13 protein-coding genes are annotated in these 16,485 nt (G+C 54.7%); 4 read left to right on the forward strand and 9 right to left on the reverse strand.

Annotation, left to right across the window (positions count from 1 at the left end; translation table 11 throughout):
* Window positions 1–111: 111 nt before the first annotated feature.
* Genes pqiC through rlmKL form a run of 5 tightly spaced genes read right to left on the reverse strand, consistent with a single transcriptional unit; the run spans window position 112 to window position 7,628 of the window.
* Window positions 112–681: a membrane integrity-associated transporter subunit PqiC gene (pqiC, locus tag ACO6VX_RS07780; protein WP_022625928.1), complete on the reverse strand. Its 570-nt coding sequence runs from the start codon at window positions 679–681 to the stop codon at window positions 112–114.
* The gene (pqiB, locus tag ACO6VX_RS07785; RefSeq protein WP_010255015.1) at window positions 678–2,321 is read right to left on the reverse strand and encodes an intermembrane transport protein PqiB; all 1,644 of its coding nucleotides are present in this window, start codon (window positions 2,319–2,321) and stop codon (window positions 678–680) included. The genes pqiC and pqiB overlap by 4 nt, the downstream gene beginning before the upstream one ends.
* The gene (gene pqiA / locus ACO6VX_RS07790) at window positions 2,308–3,576 is read right to left on the reverse strand and encodes a membrane integrity-associated transporter subunit PqiA (RefSeq protein WP_010669781.1); all 1,269 of its coding nucleotides are present in this window, start codon (window positions 3,574–3,576) and stop codon (window positions 2,308–2,310) included. Before pqiA ends, pqiB begins: the two co-directional genes overlap by 14 nt.
* 14 nt (window positions 3,577–3,590) lie before the next feature.
* Complete coding sequence (locus tag ACO6VX_RS07795) at window positions 3,591–5,507, reverse strand: ABC transporter ATP-binding protein (RefSeq protein WP_031592840.1); 1,917 nt, start codon at window positions 5,505–5,507, stop codon at window positions 3,591–3,593.
* Between the two features lie 6 nt (window positions 5,508–5,513).
* Window positions 5,514–7,628, reverse strand: a complete 2,115-nt coding sequence (gene rlmKL, locus ACO6VX_RS07800) for a bifunctional 23S rRNA (guanine(2069)-N(7))-methyltransferase RlmK/23S rRNA (guanine(2445)-N(2))-methyltransferase RlmL (protein WP_422458047.1) — start codon at window positions 7,626–7,628, stop codon at window positions 5,514–5,516.
* Window positions 7,629–7,738: 110 nt separating this feature from the next.
* On the opposite strand from rlmKL, the gene ACO6VX_RS07805 reads away from it, so the two are divergent.
* Window positions 7,739–8,848 carry a YcbX family protein gene (locus ACO6VX_RS07805; protein ID WP_307617929.1) on the forward strand — a complete coding sequence of 370 codons (1,110 nt, stop codon included), beginning with the start codon at window positions 7,739–7,741 and terminating at the stop codon, window positions 8,846–8,848.
* Here the strand turns inward: ACO6VX_RS07805 and ACO6VX_RS07810 are convergent, their stop codons facing one another.
* The 4 genes from ACO6VX_RS07810 to ACO6VX_RS07825 form a co-directional block, all read right to left on the reverse strand.
* Window positions 8,849–9,391 (reverse strand): cell division protein ZapC, encoded by a 543-nt coding sequence (locus ACO6VX_RS07810; RefSeq protein ID WP_022625930.1) that lies wholly within the window; start codon window positions 9,389–9,391, stop codon window positions 8,849–8,851. It lies immediately after the preceding gene.
* Between the two features lie 153 nt (window positions 9,392–9,544).
* The gene (pyrD, locus tag ACO6VX_RS07815) at window positions 9,545–10,555 is read right to left on the reverse strand and encodes a quinone-dependent dihydroorotate dehydrogenase (protein WP_062757339.1); all 1,011 of its coding nucleotides are present in this window, start codon (window positions 10,553–10,555) and stop codon (window positions 9,545–9,547) included.
* A gap of 134 nt (window positions 10,556–10,689) precedes the next feature.
* Window positions 10,690–11,991: a flippase gene (locus ACO6VX_RS07820; RefSeq protein ID WP_010254996.1), complete on the reverse strand. Its 1,302-nt coding sequence runs from the start codon at window positions 11,989–11,991 to the stop codon at window positions 10,690–10,692.
* An 83-nt stretch (window positions 11,992–12,074) separates the two neighbouring features.
* Entirely contained in the window at window positions 12,075–13,055 is a 981-nt protein-coding gene (locus tag ACO6VX_RS07825; RefSeq protein WP_062757337.1) for a glycosyltransferase family 2 protein, read from the reverse strand.
* 748 nt (window positions 13,056–13,803) lie between these two features.
* Here ACO6VX_RS07825 and ssuE point away from each other — a divergent pair.
* The 3 genes from ssuE to ssuD are packed head-to-tail and all read left to right on the forward strand — an operon-like array spanning window position 13,804 to window position 16,478.
* Window positions 13,804–14,355 (forward strand): NADPH-dependent FMN reductase, encoded by a 552-nt coding sequence (ssuE, locus tag ACO6VX_RS07830; protein WP_045140577.1) that lies wholly within the window; start codon window positions 13,804–13,806, stop codon window positions 14,353–14,355.
* A gap of 11 nt (window positions 14,356–14,366) precedes the next feature.
* Window positions 14,367–15,320, forward strand: a complete 954-nt coding sequence (locus ACO6VX_RS07835; RefSeq protein ID WP_010254990.1) for a sulfonate ABC transporter substrate-binding protein — start codon at window positions 14,367–14,369, stop codon at window positions 15,318–15,320.
* A 9-nt stretch (window positions 15,321–15,329) separates the two neighbouring features.
* The gene (gene ssuD, locus ACO6VX_RS07840; protein WP_422458048.1) at window positions 15,330–16,478 is read left to right on the forward strand and encodes an FMNH2-dependent alkanesulfonate monooxygenase; all 1,149 of its coding nucleotides are present in this window, start codon (window positions 15,330–15,332) and stop codon (window positions 16,476–16,478) included.
* Window positions 16,479–16,485: the final 7 nt, after the last annotated feature.

Consider the following 16,485-nt stretch of genomic DNA (forward strand, 5'->3'; position numbering starts at 1 on the left):
GATGCATGCGACAACACTATCTTTCTGATTAAGCTAATAAAAAAGCCCCTGACCTCTGTCGATAAAGCACGACAATCGGTCAGGGGCTTAGCTTATTTATTCACATCAATCTTAATTTAACGCAACCACGCTATTGGCAATCTTCTGTGCTGTCTGTTGCCAGCCCGCCGCCAGCGTTCTGACCATCGCATCGTAGCCATCTTCGGTCTGCGGCAGTACCAGGTTAAACGCCTGTTTGGTCAGCCGGCCCTGATGTTCCAGCGTCCATTCGCCACTGACGACTGCTTTGCCATCATAGCGTCCCTGAAAGCCTGTCACGGTCACATTCAGCGTATCGTGCTGCGCGCCTAAAGGTGAACCGGCTACCAGCCGGCCTGGCAGCGCCTTGCTCAGGTTAGTGATCAATGTCTGCTGCAACTGCTGATCGAGCGGGCTGGCCCAGAGATTATTCGCGGCGATAACGTATTTGACATCGCTGGTCTGATAAACCAGTCCATTGCCTGCCAGATAGTCCGGCACCGTCACCTGCTGCACCCACAACATCGGTTGCGCTTCATTCAGCTGGCTGCTGCTGACCTGCATGGAAGCCGCCCCGGAGGGCAGCTGATACCAGGTATTGTCAACGCTGCTACTGCACGCACTCAACACCAGCGCGGCACAAAGTATCAATCCTTTATTCACTGTTTCGCCCTCTTCGGCTGGGGATCCTGTCCCGGTTTTGCCTCAAATACCAGCGCATTGCTCTTGGTGTTAAGCGTTCTTAACACCGGCTGGAGTTCACGCAGAACCTTATCCAGGCGCTGCATATCCCCCACCAGCTTGCTGTAGGCTGGTGAGCCTGGCTGCAGGCCTTTCATGCTGCGGTTCAGCTCGCGCAATGTCTGCTGCAGGTCTTCCGGCAGGGTTTTCATAGCCGGACTGGCGGTGACTTTGTTGATGTTGTCGATGGTGCGCTGCAGATCACGCATCGTTTTCTGGCTCTCTTTAAGCGTACCTGTCGCTTCATTGACCATACCGTTCAGTGGCAGACTGTTAATCTTATCCAGCGCCGCCATCAGCTTCTGCTGAATCTGGCTCAGGCCACCGCTGACCGTTGGGATAACTTCATAGCCAGAGACTTTCTGCGGCCCTTTGTAAGGCGGTGCATTGTCATAGAAGTCGAGATCGACATAGAGCGCACCCGACAACAGGCTACCGGTTTTCAGCGTCGCACGCAGGCCACGTTTTTTACCATCCTGCAGATGCTGTTGCAGATCGAAGTTCTCACCCAGTCGGCTGATAAAGCGATCCGGCTCAATGCGAATCAGCACCGGCACGCGGTAATCATTGTTCAGCGCCTGGTCCAGACCGGCTTTCATCAATGGCGCTTCTGAGACGGTACCCAGGCGAATGCCGCGGAACTCAACCGGCGCCCCCGCCTGCAGACCACGAATGGAGTCGGTGAAGAACATCAGGTAATCAATATGGTTGGTGTAGAGCGAGTCCTGAATGCTGCGCTGATCGTCAAACAGATGATAATCAGACTTATTCTGCGCAGGCTGACCCAGCTCCCAGCCATCCGGCACGTCAAAACTGACGCCGCCACTGAACAGCGTGGTCAGCGATCCCATTTCCACCCGCATTCCTGAAGCGGACATATCCACGGCGATGCCGCTGTCCTTCCAGAAGCGAACGTTGGTTGTAATCAGGCGATCGTAAGGCGCAGCGACGAACAGCTGATAGGTCATCATGCGTTTTTCGGTATCAAAAGCGCTGGTCTCGACCGTACCGACGCGATAGCCACGGAACAGCACCGGATCCCCCGGATTGAGCTGACCCGCTTTCTTGCTGTCCAGCACGATGCGAATCCCTTTGGCATCCGGTGGCGCTAACGGCGGCGCATCCAGCAGCTTAAACTGCTCGGGTGCCTGGCTTTTAGTGCCCGGCTGTAATTCGATATAGGCACCGGATAACAGAGTGCCGAGACCGCTGATCCCTTCGCGACCCACCTGCGGTTTCACCACCCAGAAAACGCTGTCGCTGTGCAGCAGTTTTTCCATGCCTGAATTCAGGCGCGCTTTGATTTCCACATGGTGAAGGTCGTCGCTTAACACCGCGCTTTCCACCACACCGACATCCACACTGCGGCTTTTAATCGTGGTTTTACCCGCAACAATGCCTTCGGCGTTTTCGGTGATGAGGGTGACTTCCGGCCCCTGATGGCTGAAGTGATAAAAGAGGATCCATCCGCCGATTAACAGCGTAACGATGGGGACAATCCAGACTGGCGACCAGCGCTTAATCTGTTCCACCTTTGCATGGCCGTGATTAGTTTCCGTCAAGGCGCGACTCCTTCATATTGTTTTCGCGTACACGATCCCAGGTTAATCGCGGGTCAAAGGTCATGGCAGCAATCATGGTGATAATCACCACCATTGCAAACAATACTGCCCCCCACGCGGGATAAACATTCATTAATTGCCCCATGCGCACCAGCGCAGAGAGCACGGCAATAACAAACACGTCGATCATTGACCAGCGGCCAACAAATTCGACCACTTCATAAATTTTGTGCATCCTGTGGCTGTCACGCTGTCCGCGTCCGCTGGCATCCCAGCAAAGCCAGCCAATCGCCAGCATTTTCAGCGTAGGCACCATGATACTGGCGATAAAGATCACCAACGCCACCGGATAGGAGCCATCACCCCACAGCACAATCACCCCCGCCATGATATTGGAAGGATAGGCAGTGCCGAGGGTTTCCGTCACCATAATCGGCAACAGGTTGGCCGGGATATAAAGCAGTATGGAGGTGAACAACAGCGCCAGCGTCCACTGCAGGCTGTGCTTACGCCGTGCCTCAGCCGTGACGCCGCAGCGGGGACACTTATGCTCTGCTTCCGGCAGAATGGCCGTACAGCAGGGACAGGAGCGCAGACCCTGCTCTAAACCACTGATGCCCACTTCGGGCGGATGGGGCAGTGCAGGTCGGGGTGACAGACTGTCCCACAAGCCGCGTCGATCAACGCACTGAAAGGCCCGCAACTGCAGCAGACAGAACAGAACCCACGGCCAGAAGCTGGTCTCCAGGCCGATCTCGCCATAGGCCATCAGCTTGACGAAACTGACCAGCACGCCCGCCATAAAGATTTCTGCCATGCCCCAGTTACGCAGCTGAAACAGAATACGTGCCAGACCAGTTTTGAGTCCAGTCGGCAACGGGACCCGATTGACCAGAAGGATAATGGTGATCATGCAGAAGGCCGGAACCGCCTGCACAAAGAGAAGGAACAGCGTCGCCAGACTGCTGTAATCTTCCGTCACCATCACCTGAGGGATCTGCGCCAGGGTGATCTGGCTGGTCAGCCCGGCCACCTTCATTGAGACAAAAGGAAACAGATTCGCCAGCAGCAGCATAAACAGCGCTGCCAGCGCATAGCCCGTTGGCCGTTTACGCGGTTCGTGCCAGTTGGCCGTCAGGGAGGTGTGGCAGCGCGGGCATGACGCACGGCTGCCAACGGGAATGTCCGGCAGCTTAATCATTAAATCGCATTGTGGACAGAGCATCCACGCGTTACTTTTCACTGCTGAACACATCCGTTAGCCCTGCCCTACGCGCCGTTTTTCAGTGACTCTAGCTCTTCCCAGCGCGCAAAAGCGGTTTCCAGCTCCTGCTCAGTCTGAGCCAGATTATCCAGCACCGGTTGCGTCTGATCGTGTGCCTGACTGAAGAAGTCGGGATGACTCATCTTCGCCTGCAGTTCTCCGATACGCGCTTCCAGCTGCTCCAGTTTTTGCGGCAGCTGTTCCAGCTCACGCGCCAGATTGTAGCTGAGTTTATTCACGCTACGCTTCGCATCACCCTTCTCTGCTGCAGGCTTAGAGGCGTTACCCGTCGCTTTCGCCGGTGCTGCCGCCTTGTGCTGCCGGTAGGCGGCGCGCTGCTGCTGAGCATCGTGATAACCGCCAACAAAGGTACCAATCTCACCGTTGCCTTCAAAAATCCAGCACTCGGTAACGGTATTATCGACGAACTGACGATCGTGGCTCACCAGTAACACGGTGCCCTGATAACCATCAATCAGCTCTTCCAGCAGTTCCAGCGTTTCGACATCGAGGTCGTTAGTCGGTTCATCCAGAATCATCAGGTTGCTGGGACGCAGGAACAGGCGTGCCAGCAGCAGACGGTTACGTTCACCGCCCGAAAGGGCGCGCACCGGCGTCATGGCACGTTTTGGATGGAACAGGAAGTCCTGCAGATAGCCCAGTACGTGGCGCGGTTTGCCGTTGACCAGTACTTCCTGCTTGCCTTCGGCCAGGTTGTCCATCACGGTGCGATCCGGATCCAGTTCAGCGCGATGCTGGTCAAAGTAGGCTACTTCCAGCTTGGTGCCGGAATGCACACGACCATGGTCAGCTTTCAGCTGCTGCAGCATCAGGCGTAGTAAGGTAGTTTTCCCGCAGCCATTTGGTCCGATCAGCGCAATTTTGTCGCCACGCTGAACCTGGGTTGAGAAGTCCTTCACCAGCACTTTGCCATCGACCGCGTAGTCGACATTTTCCAGCTCAAAGACAATCTTGCCGGAACGGGACGCTTCGCCCACCTGCATGTTGGCTTTGCCCATCACTTCGCGGCGTTCTGAATGTTCACGACGCAGCGCTTTCAGCGCACGCACACGGCCTTCGTTGCGGGTACGACGAGCTTTGATGCCCTGACGGATCCACACCTCTTCCTGCGCCAGTTTGCGGTCGAATTCGGCGTTCTGCATCTCTTCAACGCGCAACGCTTCCTCTTTGCCTTCCAGATAGAGATCGTAGTTGCCTGGCCAGGAGACCAGCTTGCCACGGTCCAGATCGACAATGCGCGTCGCCATGTTGCGGATAAACGAACGGTCATGGGAAATAAAGATGATGCTGCCGGTGAAGTTCTTCAGGAACGTTTCCAGCCAGTCGATGGTTTCGATATCGAGGTGGTTGGTTGGCTCATCCAGCATCAGGACGCGCGGGTTACTCACCAGCGCACGACCCAGCGCCGCTTTACGCAGCCAGCCGCCCGAGAGCGACGACAGCTCGGTATCGGGCTGCAGACCAATCTGCTCCAGCACGTCATGGATGCGGCTCTCCAGCTGCCACAGATTCTGGTGGTCGAGAATGCTCTGCAGACGCGCCATCTCATTGAGGTTTTTATCGCTGGGATCTTCCATCACCACATGGGAAATGGCGTGATAGGCTTTCAGATGCTCAGCCTGCTCTTCAACGCCCTCGGCCACGAAGTCATACACCGAACCGGTAATATTGCGCGGCGGATCCTGTTGCAGACGCGCCACGACCAGATCGGTTTCATAAATAATGCGGCCATCATCCAGTGGCTGTTCGCCATTGATGATTTTCATCAGCGTGGATTTACCTGCACCGTTACGGCCCACCAGACAGACGCGTTCGTTCTCTTCGATGTGCAGTTCGGTGTTGTCTAACAGCGGCGCATCGCTGAAGGAGAGATAAGCGCCGTGGATACTGATTAATGACATGTAAGCTTATTCCTTACCGGCGTGAGTGATCAGCCAGCAGTTGTGAATTTGACGGTTACGCGCGAAGTCCTGCGACTGCGTTTTCTGGGTAATATCCTGCGCCTGCAGGCCCAGTGATTTCAGGCCATCCATGTCCATTTTGAAACCGCGTTTGTTATTGGAGAACATGATGGTGCCGCCGCGACGCAGCAGGCGCTTCAGGTTACGCATCAGCATCATATGATCGCGCTGAACGTCGAAGCTCTCTTCCATACGTTTTGAGTTGGAAAACGTTGGCGGATCGATAAAGATCAGGTCAAAGTTCTCGTCACTCTCATTCAGCCAGCTCAGACAGTCCGCCTGCATCAGACGGTGCTGACGCCCGGTCAGTCCGTTAAGACGCAGGTTGCGCTCCGCCCACTCCAGATAGGTACGCGACATATCTACCGTAGTGGTTGAACGCGCGCCACCCAGACCGGCATGCACACTGGCGGTACCGGTATAGGCAAACAGGTTCAGGAAATCTTTGCCCTGACTCATCTGGCCCAGCATTTTACGGGCAATGCGGTGATCGAGGAACAGGCCGGTATCGAGATAGTCGGTCAGATTCACCCAGAAACGCGCATTAAACTCTTTAACTTCCAAATAGTCGCCCTTCTCGCTCAGCTTCTGATACTGCGCTTTGCCTTTCTGGCGTTCACGCGTTTTCATAATCAGACGGTCGGCAGGCAGTTGCAGCACGCTCAGCGTCGCGCTGATGACATCGAACAGACGCTGACGCGCTTTATCAGGATCGATAGTTTTCGGTGGCGCATATTCCTGGATAATCACCCAGTCGCCATAGCGATCGACAGCAACGTTGTAGTCTGGCAGATCGGCATCGTAAATACGGTAGCATTCAATGCCTTCCTGACGCGCCCACTTCTCCAGTTTCTTCACGTTTTTACGCAGGCGGTTAGCGTAATCTTCCGCAATCTGTCCGGCGCTTTCATGACTGTTAACCGCCAGCTTATAGTTTTTCTGCACGCAATCCAGCGGACCGTTCTTCGCTTTAAACTGGCGATCGGCACGCAGCTGCAGGCAGCTCAGCAGTTCTGGCGAGGCGCTGAACAGCGACAGGTTCCAGCCGCCAAAATGCTGCTTCATCAGACGTCCGAGCTGGCTGTGCAGCGCAATCAGGGCTGGCTCGCTCTCCAGACGTTCACCGTAAGGAGGATTACTCAGCACCGTACCGTGAACCGCCGGATCGACCGGATTAGTCAGCTTCAGCAGATCCTGCTGGCCGAAGGTGAAAAGTTCAAAGACGCCAGCGCGGCGGGCATTCGCCTGCGCCCACTCCAGCACCCGACCATTATTGTCGTAGCCAAAGAAGCGCGCCTGAGTGGCAGCCGTACCAGTGCGGGCACGGTTCTGCGCCTCAGTTTTAACCTCCTGCCACAACGCAGCGTTAAACTGGCTCCAGGCGGTGAAGCCCCAGTGCTTGCGCAGCAGGCCAGGCGCACGATCGCAGGCAATCAGTGCGGCTTCAATCAGCAGCGTACCGGAACCACACATCGGATCGATCAGCGGTGTCGTCGGCTCCCAGCCAGAACGCAGCACGATGGCCGCCGCCAGGGTCTCTTTTAACGGCGCCTGACCGGTCTGCTGGCGATAACCACGCTGATGCAGCGAGCTGCCGCTGAGATCCAGCGCAATGCTGGCGCGATCGTCATTCAGCCAGACGTTGACACGGATATCTGCCTGCTCACGATCGACGTTAGGTCGTTCGAGGTTCTGACGGGTAAAGCTGTCCACGATGGCATCTTTAACTTTCAGCGCACCAAACTGGCTGTTACGAATCGAATCGTTTGTGCCGCTGAAATGCACAACAAAGGTTTTGTCGCTGCCGAACATCGTCGGCCAGTCCACGCTCTGCACACCCAGATAGAGATCCAAATCGCTGTAGACGCCAAACTCGCCCAGCGGCAACAGGATGCGTGATGCTAAACGACTCCACATCAGGCTTTGGTACATGGTGCGATCGTCGGCTTCGTAGTGAACGCCTCCCTGCACTACTTGCAAATCCTGCGCGCCCAGCGCGTCCAGCTCACTTTTTAACAGCTCTTCGAGCCCACGCGCCGTGCTGGCAAACAGAGAATTCATATCGTCACTTTTTAACTCTTGAGAAAATTGTCGCGCATTATAGCGAATCGGAGACCTATGTCATAAAGTTAGCTTCTTTTGTGCTGCGCGTCGGGTTCAAGGAGAACACCATGATCACGCTTTCCCGCTTATTTATTCATCCTGTGAAGTCGATGCGGGGATTAGCGCTGTCACACGCGCTGGTCACTGACAGCGGACTGGCATTTGATCGTCTGTTTATGGTGACCGAACCTGATGGCACCTTTATTACCGCGCGTCAGCACCCGGAGATGGTGCGCTTCACGCCCGCGATTTTACCGGATGGCCTGCTGCTGACGGCCCCGGATGGCAGTCACTCCCTGATCCGCTTCAGCGATTTCGATGAGCAGGATCACCCCACCGAAGTCTGGGGAAATCATTTCACCGCGCGCATAGCGCCGCCTGCGATTAACCAATGGCTGAGCCAGTTCTTCCCGCGTGAGGTTCAGTTGCGCTGGGTCGGGCCGCAACCCAGCCGCCGGGTTAAAGCGTTTAATCATATTCCGCTGAGCTTTGCCGACGGCTTTCCGTTTTTGCTGATCAACAACGCGTCGCTGCATGATCTGCAACAGCGCTGCCCGGCCAGCGTCCGTGCCGAACAGTTTCGTCCGAATCTGGTCGTCAGCGGCGCTGCCGCATGGGATGAAGACAGCTGGGCGGAGATTCAGATTGGCGACGTGATATTCGAGGTTCCTAAGCCATGCAGTCGCTGCGTGCTCACCACTGTCAGCACCGAAACCGGCGTTAAGCATCCTGCCGGTCATCCGCTGGCCACGCTGCAGACGTTCCGCACCGCCCTGGATGGCAGCGGGGATATTGATTTCGGTCTGAACTTAGTGGCGCGCAACAGTGGGGTGGTGCGCGCTGGTGATGAGATGATTGTCCTGAAACGTCATGCACCGCGCAGCTATGGTGCCGGTGAAGTGGTCGAAACACTGAAACCAAAGCAGCAGGCGCCTGATGCCGTGACTATCACGTTTCAGGGGCATTCGTTCACCGGAGATAATCAACAGGTATTACTGGATCAGCTGGAGATGCAGGGCTTCCGGATCCCCTACTCCTGTCGGGCGGGACTGTGCGGCAGTTGCAAGCTGAGTCTGGTCGCGGGTGAGGTTAAGGCGCTGAAACAGAGCGCCCTGCGTCAGGACGGCACGCTGTTGAGCTGCAGCTGTATTCCGGCTGGCGATGTAGAACTAAGGTAGTCAGACTGCGCGGGCGTAGCGCGGCGCGACATCCTGATACAGGGGCTGCAGGCGATCGTTCATCACCTTGATGGCATCGCCGAGCACCATGTTTTTTCCGGCCAGCGTCAATCCCGGCTGCGCCAGCAGGCAGAGTGCCGCGTTATCGCCACTCTCAACCACCAGCAGTCGTGCCTGCGTTCCCTCGTCTGCCAGCGTAACCTGTACCATTTCACCGGGACGGGGCTGCATTGCCGGGGCATAAGAGGCGAAATGCCAGCTTTTCGGCATCAGTGGCTTGAGGAAGCGTGCAGCGACCAGCGCATTTAACACCAGTTCGGCGCGATGGCTGCCACTGAGTTTGCACTGACGGCAGGTCTCTTCAAAGGTGTAATAAAGGGCGGCGTCATCGACACAAAAACCCGATTCAGTGAAGGCATCCGGCGTGAGCATCTTGCGGGAATAACGGGAACGAAAAAGCATACCATCTGCCAGGTCGAGCATCATTCGGTCGTGGCTGTTGTCAAAATACCAACGCCAGTTATCATCGGGTTTAATTTTCATCGTGTGCCCTGTATTTACCGCTGCGCCAAAAATCACGCAGAATTCAGCGAAAAAAGAAACATAAGTAAAAGCTGAAAAAGCGTGCAACAGGACAAAATATAAACGAGCCGAGGGGATAAATAAACCCCCTGGCCAATGATTGTGAGAATTGTCTTAGAGATGGGTGACGATATCTTTAATTAAGCCTGGCCCCTGATAAATAAAGCCTGAATAAATCTGAACCAGTGTTGCCCCGGCGGCGATTTTTTCACGCGCTGCCGTCAGAGAATCGATCCCGCCTACCCCAATAATCGGCAACCGTCCCTGCAGTTCCTGAGAGAGGCGCTGTATCACCGCCGTGCTGCGCGACTGCACTGGCCGTCCACTTAACCCACCCGCTTCTTCAGCATGCTTAAGACCGCTCACCAGCGAACGATCGAGCGTGGTATTACTGGCAATCACGCCATCAATCTGATGACGAATTAAACTGTCCGCGACCTGAATTAACTCTTCTTCAGAGAGATCGGGCGCAATTTTTACGGCCAGCGGAACATATTTCAGATGACGCTGTTCCAGCTCTTTTTGTTTCTGTTTGATGGAAGAAAGCAGATCATCCAGCGCCTCGCCATATTGCAGCGAACGTAAACCTGGGGTGTTAGGTGAGGAAATATTGATGGCGATATAACCGGCGTGGGCATAAACCTTTTCCATGCAGATCAGATAATCATCTTTGCCCTGCTCGACCGGCGTATCTTTATTTTTACCGATATTGATCCCCAGCACGCCGTTAAAGCGCGCTTTCTTCACGTTTTCAACCAGGTGATCAACACCCAGATTATTAAACCCCATCCGATTGATAATTCCGCCCGCTTCCACCAGACGAAACATGCGTGGCTTATCGTTCCCCACCTGGGCGCGCGGCGTGACGGTGCCGACTTCAACAAAGCCAAAGCCCATCGCCGCAAACGCATCGATGCACTCTGCGTTCTTATCCAGACCCGCCGCCAGGCCCAGGGCATTCTTAAAGGTCAGTCCCATACAGGTGACCGGACGCGACGGCAGATTCTGGCGATAAAACATCTCCAGTGGGGTGCCGTTCATAAAACGCAGTTGCTGAAAGGTGAGTTCGTGTGCGCGTTCGGGATCAAGTTTAAACAGCGCCGGTCGGACGATAGGATAAAACATGCACTCTCCTGAAGGACGGAAGCGATCGTGAAAGTCGGTGCACGGGAAATTGTGCGCCAGAATGGTAAAGTGCTCTGGCGCAAAAGTAAATCGAACAGCGGGGAAGCGTGAAGTTAACTGAAAATGCTTTGATCTTACGCGGCGGAATCGTTTACGGGTTGATTTTTCACCTCAGAGGGAAAGAGATATTCCCGCAGGATGCCGTGACGTTGCATGATGCCAAAAATACCGAGACAGACGAACGCTTCAGCCCCGACCATCGACCATGCGGCACCGATTGCGCCAAACTTCCACGCCAGGAAACAGCAGAGCGGCACGTTAACCACACCAGCGGCCATCATCACCCACATACGCTGGCGGGCCAGACCATGTGGGATCAGAATCTGTAATCCAGCCGGGTAGGCAATGTTGCCAAACAGGAAGCAGAGCACAAAGACGCGCAGCACATCCGCTGACTGGATAAAGTCTTTACCCAGCAATATTGAGACCACCAGGTCAGCAAAGAACCAGGTGAAGATTACAATCGACAGACTCAGGGAAAACGACAGCAGCAGGCTTTTGCGTGTCGCGGCAATCGCGGCCCGTTTATCCCGGCCGAACAGGTGGCTGACGCGCGGGAAGAAGGCGCTGCCGATCTGCTCCGGCACAGAGTTGGCCGCTTTACGCAGGCGATCGGCGCCGTTGTAGATCCCGACCATGTAAGTAGAAGCAAAGGTGGCGAGAATCACCACGTTGACGCTGTTGAAAAGGTTAGCGCCGGCAATGGCGATAAATACATCCATGCTGTCGGTGATGCGCTGTTTGATTTCGCGTGGTTCAAAGCGATAGCGGCCTATGACTTTCATCTCCAGCACAAACTTCAGCGTAATCGCCGCGCTGATAATGGAGACCGCGCCAGGGATCAGGGCAGCCAGCCAGGTATCCTGCGGAGATTTCACCAGCAAAAAGGTCAGCGGAATCGCACAGAAGTTACCGAAGGTGGCGATCATCGCCGTCTTACCCAACTTCTCAAAGCCCTGCATCAGCCAGCCGAATGAAAACAGCGAGCCGACTAGCGTGGTGCAGTTCGCCAGAATGATGAAGAACAGAGGATGCCAGGAGGGATTGAACCACGTCGCAGTCAGCAGCGTGCCGCTGGTGACCACCAGCAGCATCAGCTTGGCGTTAAACGTTGACCAGAAGAGCTGGCTAACGCGTTCTTTGTCATCACGATGGTGAGCAATATCTTTGGTGGTAAAGACATTGAATCCCCAGTCGGAGATGGTGCTGCAATAGAGGACGCAGGCGATCGCCAGCGCCAGCGTACCCATCTGCTCTACGCCCAGAACGCGGGCAAGATAGGGCAGCGTGGCCAGCGGAAACAGAAACGATGCGCCACGGTAAGCCAGCAGCGAGAAAATATTAATAACCAGACTTTTATCGAGTACTTTTGCCATGTCGCAACAACCTTATACACATTGCATGTCTCACCTTCTCATTTCGCTAAGGCATAAACAATATCGCTTCACATTTTTCAGAATCAGGCTGCGCGCTTAAGCTCTTTTTTAACCTTGTAATGCTGCAGCGCAATAAAGAGTTCCGGGCGATTAAACAACAACCACTCTTTAAGATTTTCTGATTTTACATTACGACCCATAAAGCGAATGGCATTACAGACATATTCCGGCACCGGCGTTTTATTATAGAGAGACAAATAGATCATCAGACGGAACGAGTGAAGTAAATAAGATTTTTCCAGCGAACTACGCCAGGCTGATTTAGGGAGCGAACTGGTTAACGTATTATAAGCATGCATAAAAGCGTCATAGCGCTGATAGAAAAACTCATTGCCTTTGGTACTGTTGGTCAGTGAACCACTGCGGATGCGCTGCTTATAATAGACCTGACGGCTGACCCATGCGTGCTGGCATTTCATAAACACGGAGAGCGTAAAGTTGTGGTCTTCATGAATCCGACGTACAAAGCGCAACTTATGCTGTTCAATGACGCTTTTTCTTAAGGCGTAATTCCAGACGGCAGAGGTATATCTGCCATTACGCAGCAGGCGCAGAAAGACCTCCTGTGGTTTCTGCTGGCCAAACTGGTCATGCTTCACTTTTGGCGAGGTGATATCAATGTGGCCATCTTCATAGACGCAGGAGTTAAAACAGAAAAGATCCGTTTCAGGATGCTTCTCCGCCACCATTGCCAGCTCAGTGACGAGGCCATCAACCACGACATCATCCGGGTCACAGAAAAAGAGAAACTGACCCTTTGCCAGTGCAATGCCGGTGTCCCGTGCATTGCCGAGGCCGCCATTTTCAATGGTGATCACTTTCACCTGAGAAAGGTGCGCATAATTCTGTTCAATTAAGGCTAATGTTCCATCAGTAGATCCATCATTCACAATGATTATTTCATTGGGCGCTTTAACCTGGCGTAATAACGAATCGACGCACTCTACAATATATTTCTCAACATTGTAGGTTGGAATAATAACGGATAACAGGATGTCAGACATATGCAATTCTCTGCTGTTAGAAAATGACAATACGATTCACCTGCCTGATGCAGGTTCTGACCAGAGGCGAAACGTCGAAAAGAGTAAGGCGCGATTATTATGATTGCTTTCATTGAGCCCGATTATCTTAAACCTGTAATGCGAAAAAAGACCAGCCGTAAAAATCATCTTAATGTTTCATGTGAGCATCACTCTTAACGAAAGTGCATCTATAGCCCGCAGTAATGTTAAAACCGTTGAGGATCGATTTAAATTAGCCCTGCAAAGCAGACGTAACCAGATTCAGAAATCTGTAAGCGAACATCTGAAACGATGAATAAGTTCAGCATTCCTTCATTATTATTACAGTTTGCTTTCTGCAATAAATCTTAATCTTTGGCAGAGGCTGCCGCAGATAAGCTGATTCTGTGCTGCTTCGTCGCGCTATTTTGTCAGCCGTTGCGCTTTATGGCCGCGCCACTCTCAGAAAAAATGATTAAGCAATCAGACGAAAGATATTTTTTCTGCTCAACCGACACATTTTGACGATCTCGTATCATGCCCCTTAATGAATTGTTCCGCTGCCAGCGCTTAATTTAAGAATTATCGGAAGCGGCGATGCTGACATCTGTCGCAACGCCTTCTATTTGCAGATTTCACCCTTACTTTGCCGGATAAATCATTTAAGCCCACTCCCCTGCTCTGACAGTATGAAGGCATAAGTTCTCAACATTTGATAATCAATAACTTTTAGTTATAAGGAGTGATGATGCGAGTTATTACGCTGGCAGGCAGCCCACGATTCCCCTCCCGCTCAACCTCACTGCTGACGCTGTGTCAGCACAAGCTGGAGGCGCGTGGTATTGAAGTCATTCCGTGGAATATTCACAACTTTCAGCCTGACGATTTAATCAATGCGCGTTTTGATGCACCTGCGCTTCTCGCCCTGCGTGACGATCTGGCTTCGGCTGATGGACTGATTATTGCGACACCTATCTATAAAGCGTCGTTTTCGGGTGCGCTGAAGACGCTGCTCGATCTGCTGCCTGAACGCGCACTGGAACACAAAGTCGTTTTACCGCTGGCCAGCGGCGGCAGTGCCGGTCATATGCTGGCGCTGGACTACGCCCTGAAGCCGGTGCTCAGCGCCTTAAAAGCGCAGGAGATCCTGCATGGTGTTTATGCCGAGGATCATCAGATCAGTCATTACGACCGTCAGCCCGAACTGCAGGATTCACTGTCACAGCGCCTGGATGAGGCCGTCTCCGCCTTCTGGCTGGCACTGACCCGTCACCACCATCCCGTTGCGCAAGCGGTATAAGGAAGCGATCGATGAAGCTGAGATTAGGAAAGTGGCTGGTGGCCGGACTTCTGCTGGCCGGCCTCCAGGTACAGGCCGCCGAATCCGATCCGTCTGAGATTCGCATCGGCTATCAGAAAGGTTCGGTCAGCATGGTGCTGGCGAAGTCACATCAGTTACTGGAGAAGCGTTTTCCCCATACCCGGATTAAGTGGATCGAGTTCCCTGCAGGTCCGCAAATGCTGGAAGCGCTGAATATCAACAGTATCGACCTGGGCAGTACCGGTGATCTTCCCCCGCTGTTTGCCCAGGCCGCGGGCGCGGATCTGCTCTATGTTGGCGCGGAGCCGCCAAAACCCAAAGCGGAAGTGATTCTGGTGCCAAAAAGCAGCCCGCTGAAACAGGTTGCGGATCTGAAAGGCAAGAAAGTGGCTTTCCAGAAAGGCTCCAGCTCTCACAACTTACTGCTGCGCGCCTTACAGCAGGCGGGTCTGACCTTTAAAGACATCACGCCGGTCTATCTCACCCCCGCCGATGCGCGCGCCGCCTTCCAGCAGGGTGACGTTGATGCCTGGGCAATCTGGGACCCCTACTATTCATCGGTGCTGCTGCAGGGGAATTCGCGCCTGCTGATTGATGGCAGCTCCCTTAATCTTACCGGCTCCTTCTATTTAGCGACCCGCAGCTATGCCGAAGCCCATGGCGCGTTTATTCAGCAGGTGCTCGACACCTTCAGCTCTGCTGACGCGCTGACAATCAGCCAGCGTCAGCAGAGCACCACGTTACTGGCACAGGCGATGGGCTTGCCCGAACCGGTCATCGCCAGCTACCTCAGCCATCGGCCGCCAACCCGCATTTCGCCGGTCAGTGCCGAAACCGCGGCCGCCCAGCAGCGTACCGCTGACCTGTTCTATGCCAATCATCTCTTGCCAGTAAAAGTGACGATTCAGGATCGCATCTGGCATCCGCATACCGTGACGCAATAAGGAGCAACAATGAGCGTATCCATTTTCTGGTTCCTGCCGACGCATGGCGACGGCCACTATCTTGGTACTGCCGAAGGGGGGCGACCCGTTGACCACGCCTACCTGCAACAGGTGGCACAGGCCGCTGACCGCCTCGGTTTTGGTGGCGTACTGATCCCGACCGGCCGCTCCTGTGAAGATGCCTGGCTGGTTGCCGCCTCGCTGATTCCGGTGACGCAGCGCCTGCGATTCCTGGTGGCGTTGCGTCCTGGGGTGATTTCACCAACCCAGGCAGCGCGTCAGGCCGCCACGCTGGACCGTCTTTCTAACGGACGTGCGCTGTTTAATCTGGTGACCGGCGGCGATCCGGAAGAGCTGGCGGGCGACGGCGTGTTTCTCGATCACCGCGAGCGTTACGCGGAATCCGCCGAGTTTACCCGCGTCTGGCGTCGGGTGCTGGAAGGCGAAACCGTCGATTATGAAGGCAAGCACGTGAAGGTTCGCGGTGCGCGTCTGATGTTTAACCCGGTGCAGCAGCCTCGTCCCCCGCTGTGGTTTGGTGGCTCTTCTGAACCCGCCCAGGAGCTGGCGGCCGAACAGGTCGATGTTTACCTCACCTGGGGCGAACCCCCTGCGCAGGTTAAAGAGAAGATTGATCAGGTGCGCGCGAAAGCGGCAGCCCAGGGGCGCACCGTCCGGTTCGGCATCCGTCTGCATGTGATCGTGCGTGAAACCAATGAAGAGGCCTGGCAGGCCGCAGACAAACTGATTGCCAATGTGGATGACGCCACCATCGCGAAAGCGCAGGCGGCGTTCCAGCGGGCAGACTCTGTGGGGCAGCGCCGGATGGCCGCACTGCATGGCGGTCGCCGCGACAAGCTCGAAATCAGCCCTAACCTGTGGGCAGGCGTCGGCCTGGTGCGCAGCGGAGCCGGGACCGCGCTGGTCGGCGATGGTCCGACCGTGGCCGCTCGCATCAAAGAGTATGAAGCGCTGGGCATTGAGACCTTTATCCTGTCGGGTTATCCGCACCTGGAAGAGGCTTATCGCGTCGGCGAACTGCTGTTCCCGCATCTTGATCTGCAGGTTCCACTGGTGCCCCAGCCGCGCGTGGTTCAGGCACATGGTGAAGCGGTAGCCAACGATTTTACCCCTGAGAAAAAAGTCGCCCGGGGCTGAGGAGAGC

Origin of the sequence: Pantoea sp. BJFS-204 (assembly GCF_049310725.1) — a bacterium.
GTDB lineage: Bacteria > Pseudomonadota > Gammaproteobacteria > Enterobacterales > Enterobacteriaceae > Pantoea > Pantoea agglomerans.

Excerpts from the sequence above, each read along its gene's own strand:
- pyrD (WP_062757339.1), bottom strand. The coding sequence starts at position 10,555 with ATGTTTTATCCTATCGTCCGACCGGCGCTGTTTAAACTTGATCCCGAA.
- ACO6VX_RS07805 (WP_307617929.1), top strand. The coding sequence starts at position 7,739 with ATGATCACGCTTTCCCGCTTATTTATTCATCCTGTGAAGTCGATGCGG.
- ACO6VX_RS07810 (WP_022625930.1), bottom strand. The coding sequence starts at position 9,391 with ATGAAAATTAAACCCGATGATAACTGGCGTTGGTATTTTGACAACAGC.
- ACO6VX_RS07820 (WP_010254996.1), bottom strand. The coding sequence starts at position 11,991 with ATGGCAAAAGTACTCGATAAAAGTCTGGTTATTAATATTTTCTCGCTG.
- ssuE (WP_045140577.1), top strand. The coding sequence starts at position 13,804 with ATGCGAGTTATTACGCTGGCAGGCAGCCCACGATTCCCCTCCCGCTCA.
- ssuD (WP_422458048.1), top strand. The coding sequence starts at position 15,330 with ATGAGCGTATCCATTTTCTGGTTCCTGCCGACGCATGGCGACGGCCAC.
- rlmKL (WP_422458047.1), bottom strand. The coding sequence starts at position 7,628 with ATGAATTCTCTGTTTGCCAGCACGGCGCGTGGGCTCGAAGAGCTGTTA.
- ACO6VX_RS07795 (WP_031592840.1), bottom strand. The coding sequence starts at position 5,507 with ATGTCATTAATCAGTATCCACGGCGCTTATCTCTCCTTCAGCGATGCG.
- ACO6VX_RS07835 (WP_010254990.1), top strand. The coding sequence starts at position 14,367 with ATGAAGCTGAGATTAGGAAAGTGGCTGGTGGCCGGACTTCTGCTGGCC.
- ACO6VX_RS07825 (WP_062757337.1), bottom strand. The coding sequence starts at position 13,055 with ATGTCTGACATCCTGTTATCCGTTATTATTCCAACCTACAATGTTGAG.
- pqiA (WP_010669781.1), bottom strand. The coding sequence starts at position 3,576 with ATGTGTTCAGCAGTGAAAAGTAACGCGTGGATGCTCTGTCCACAATGC.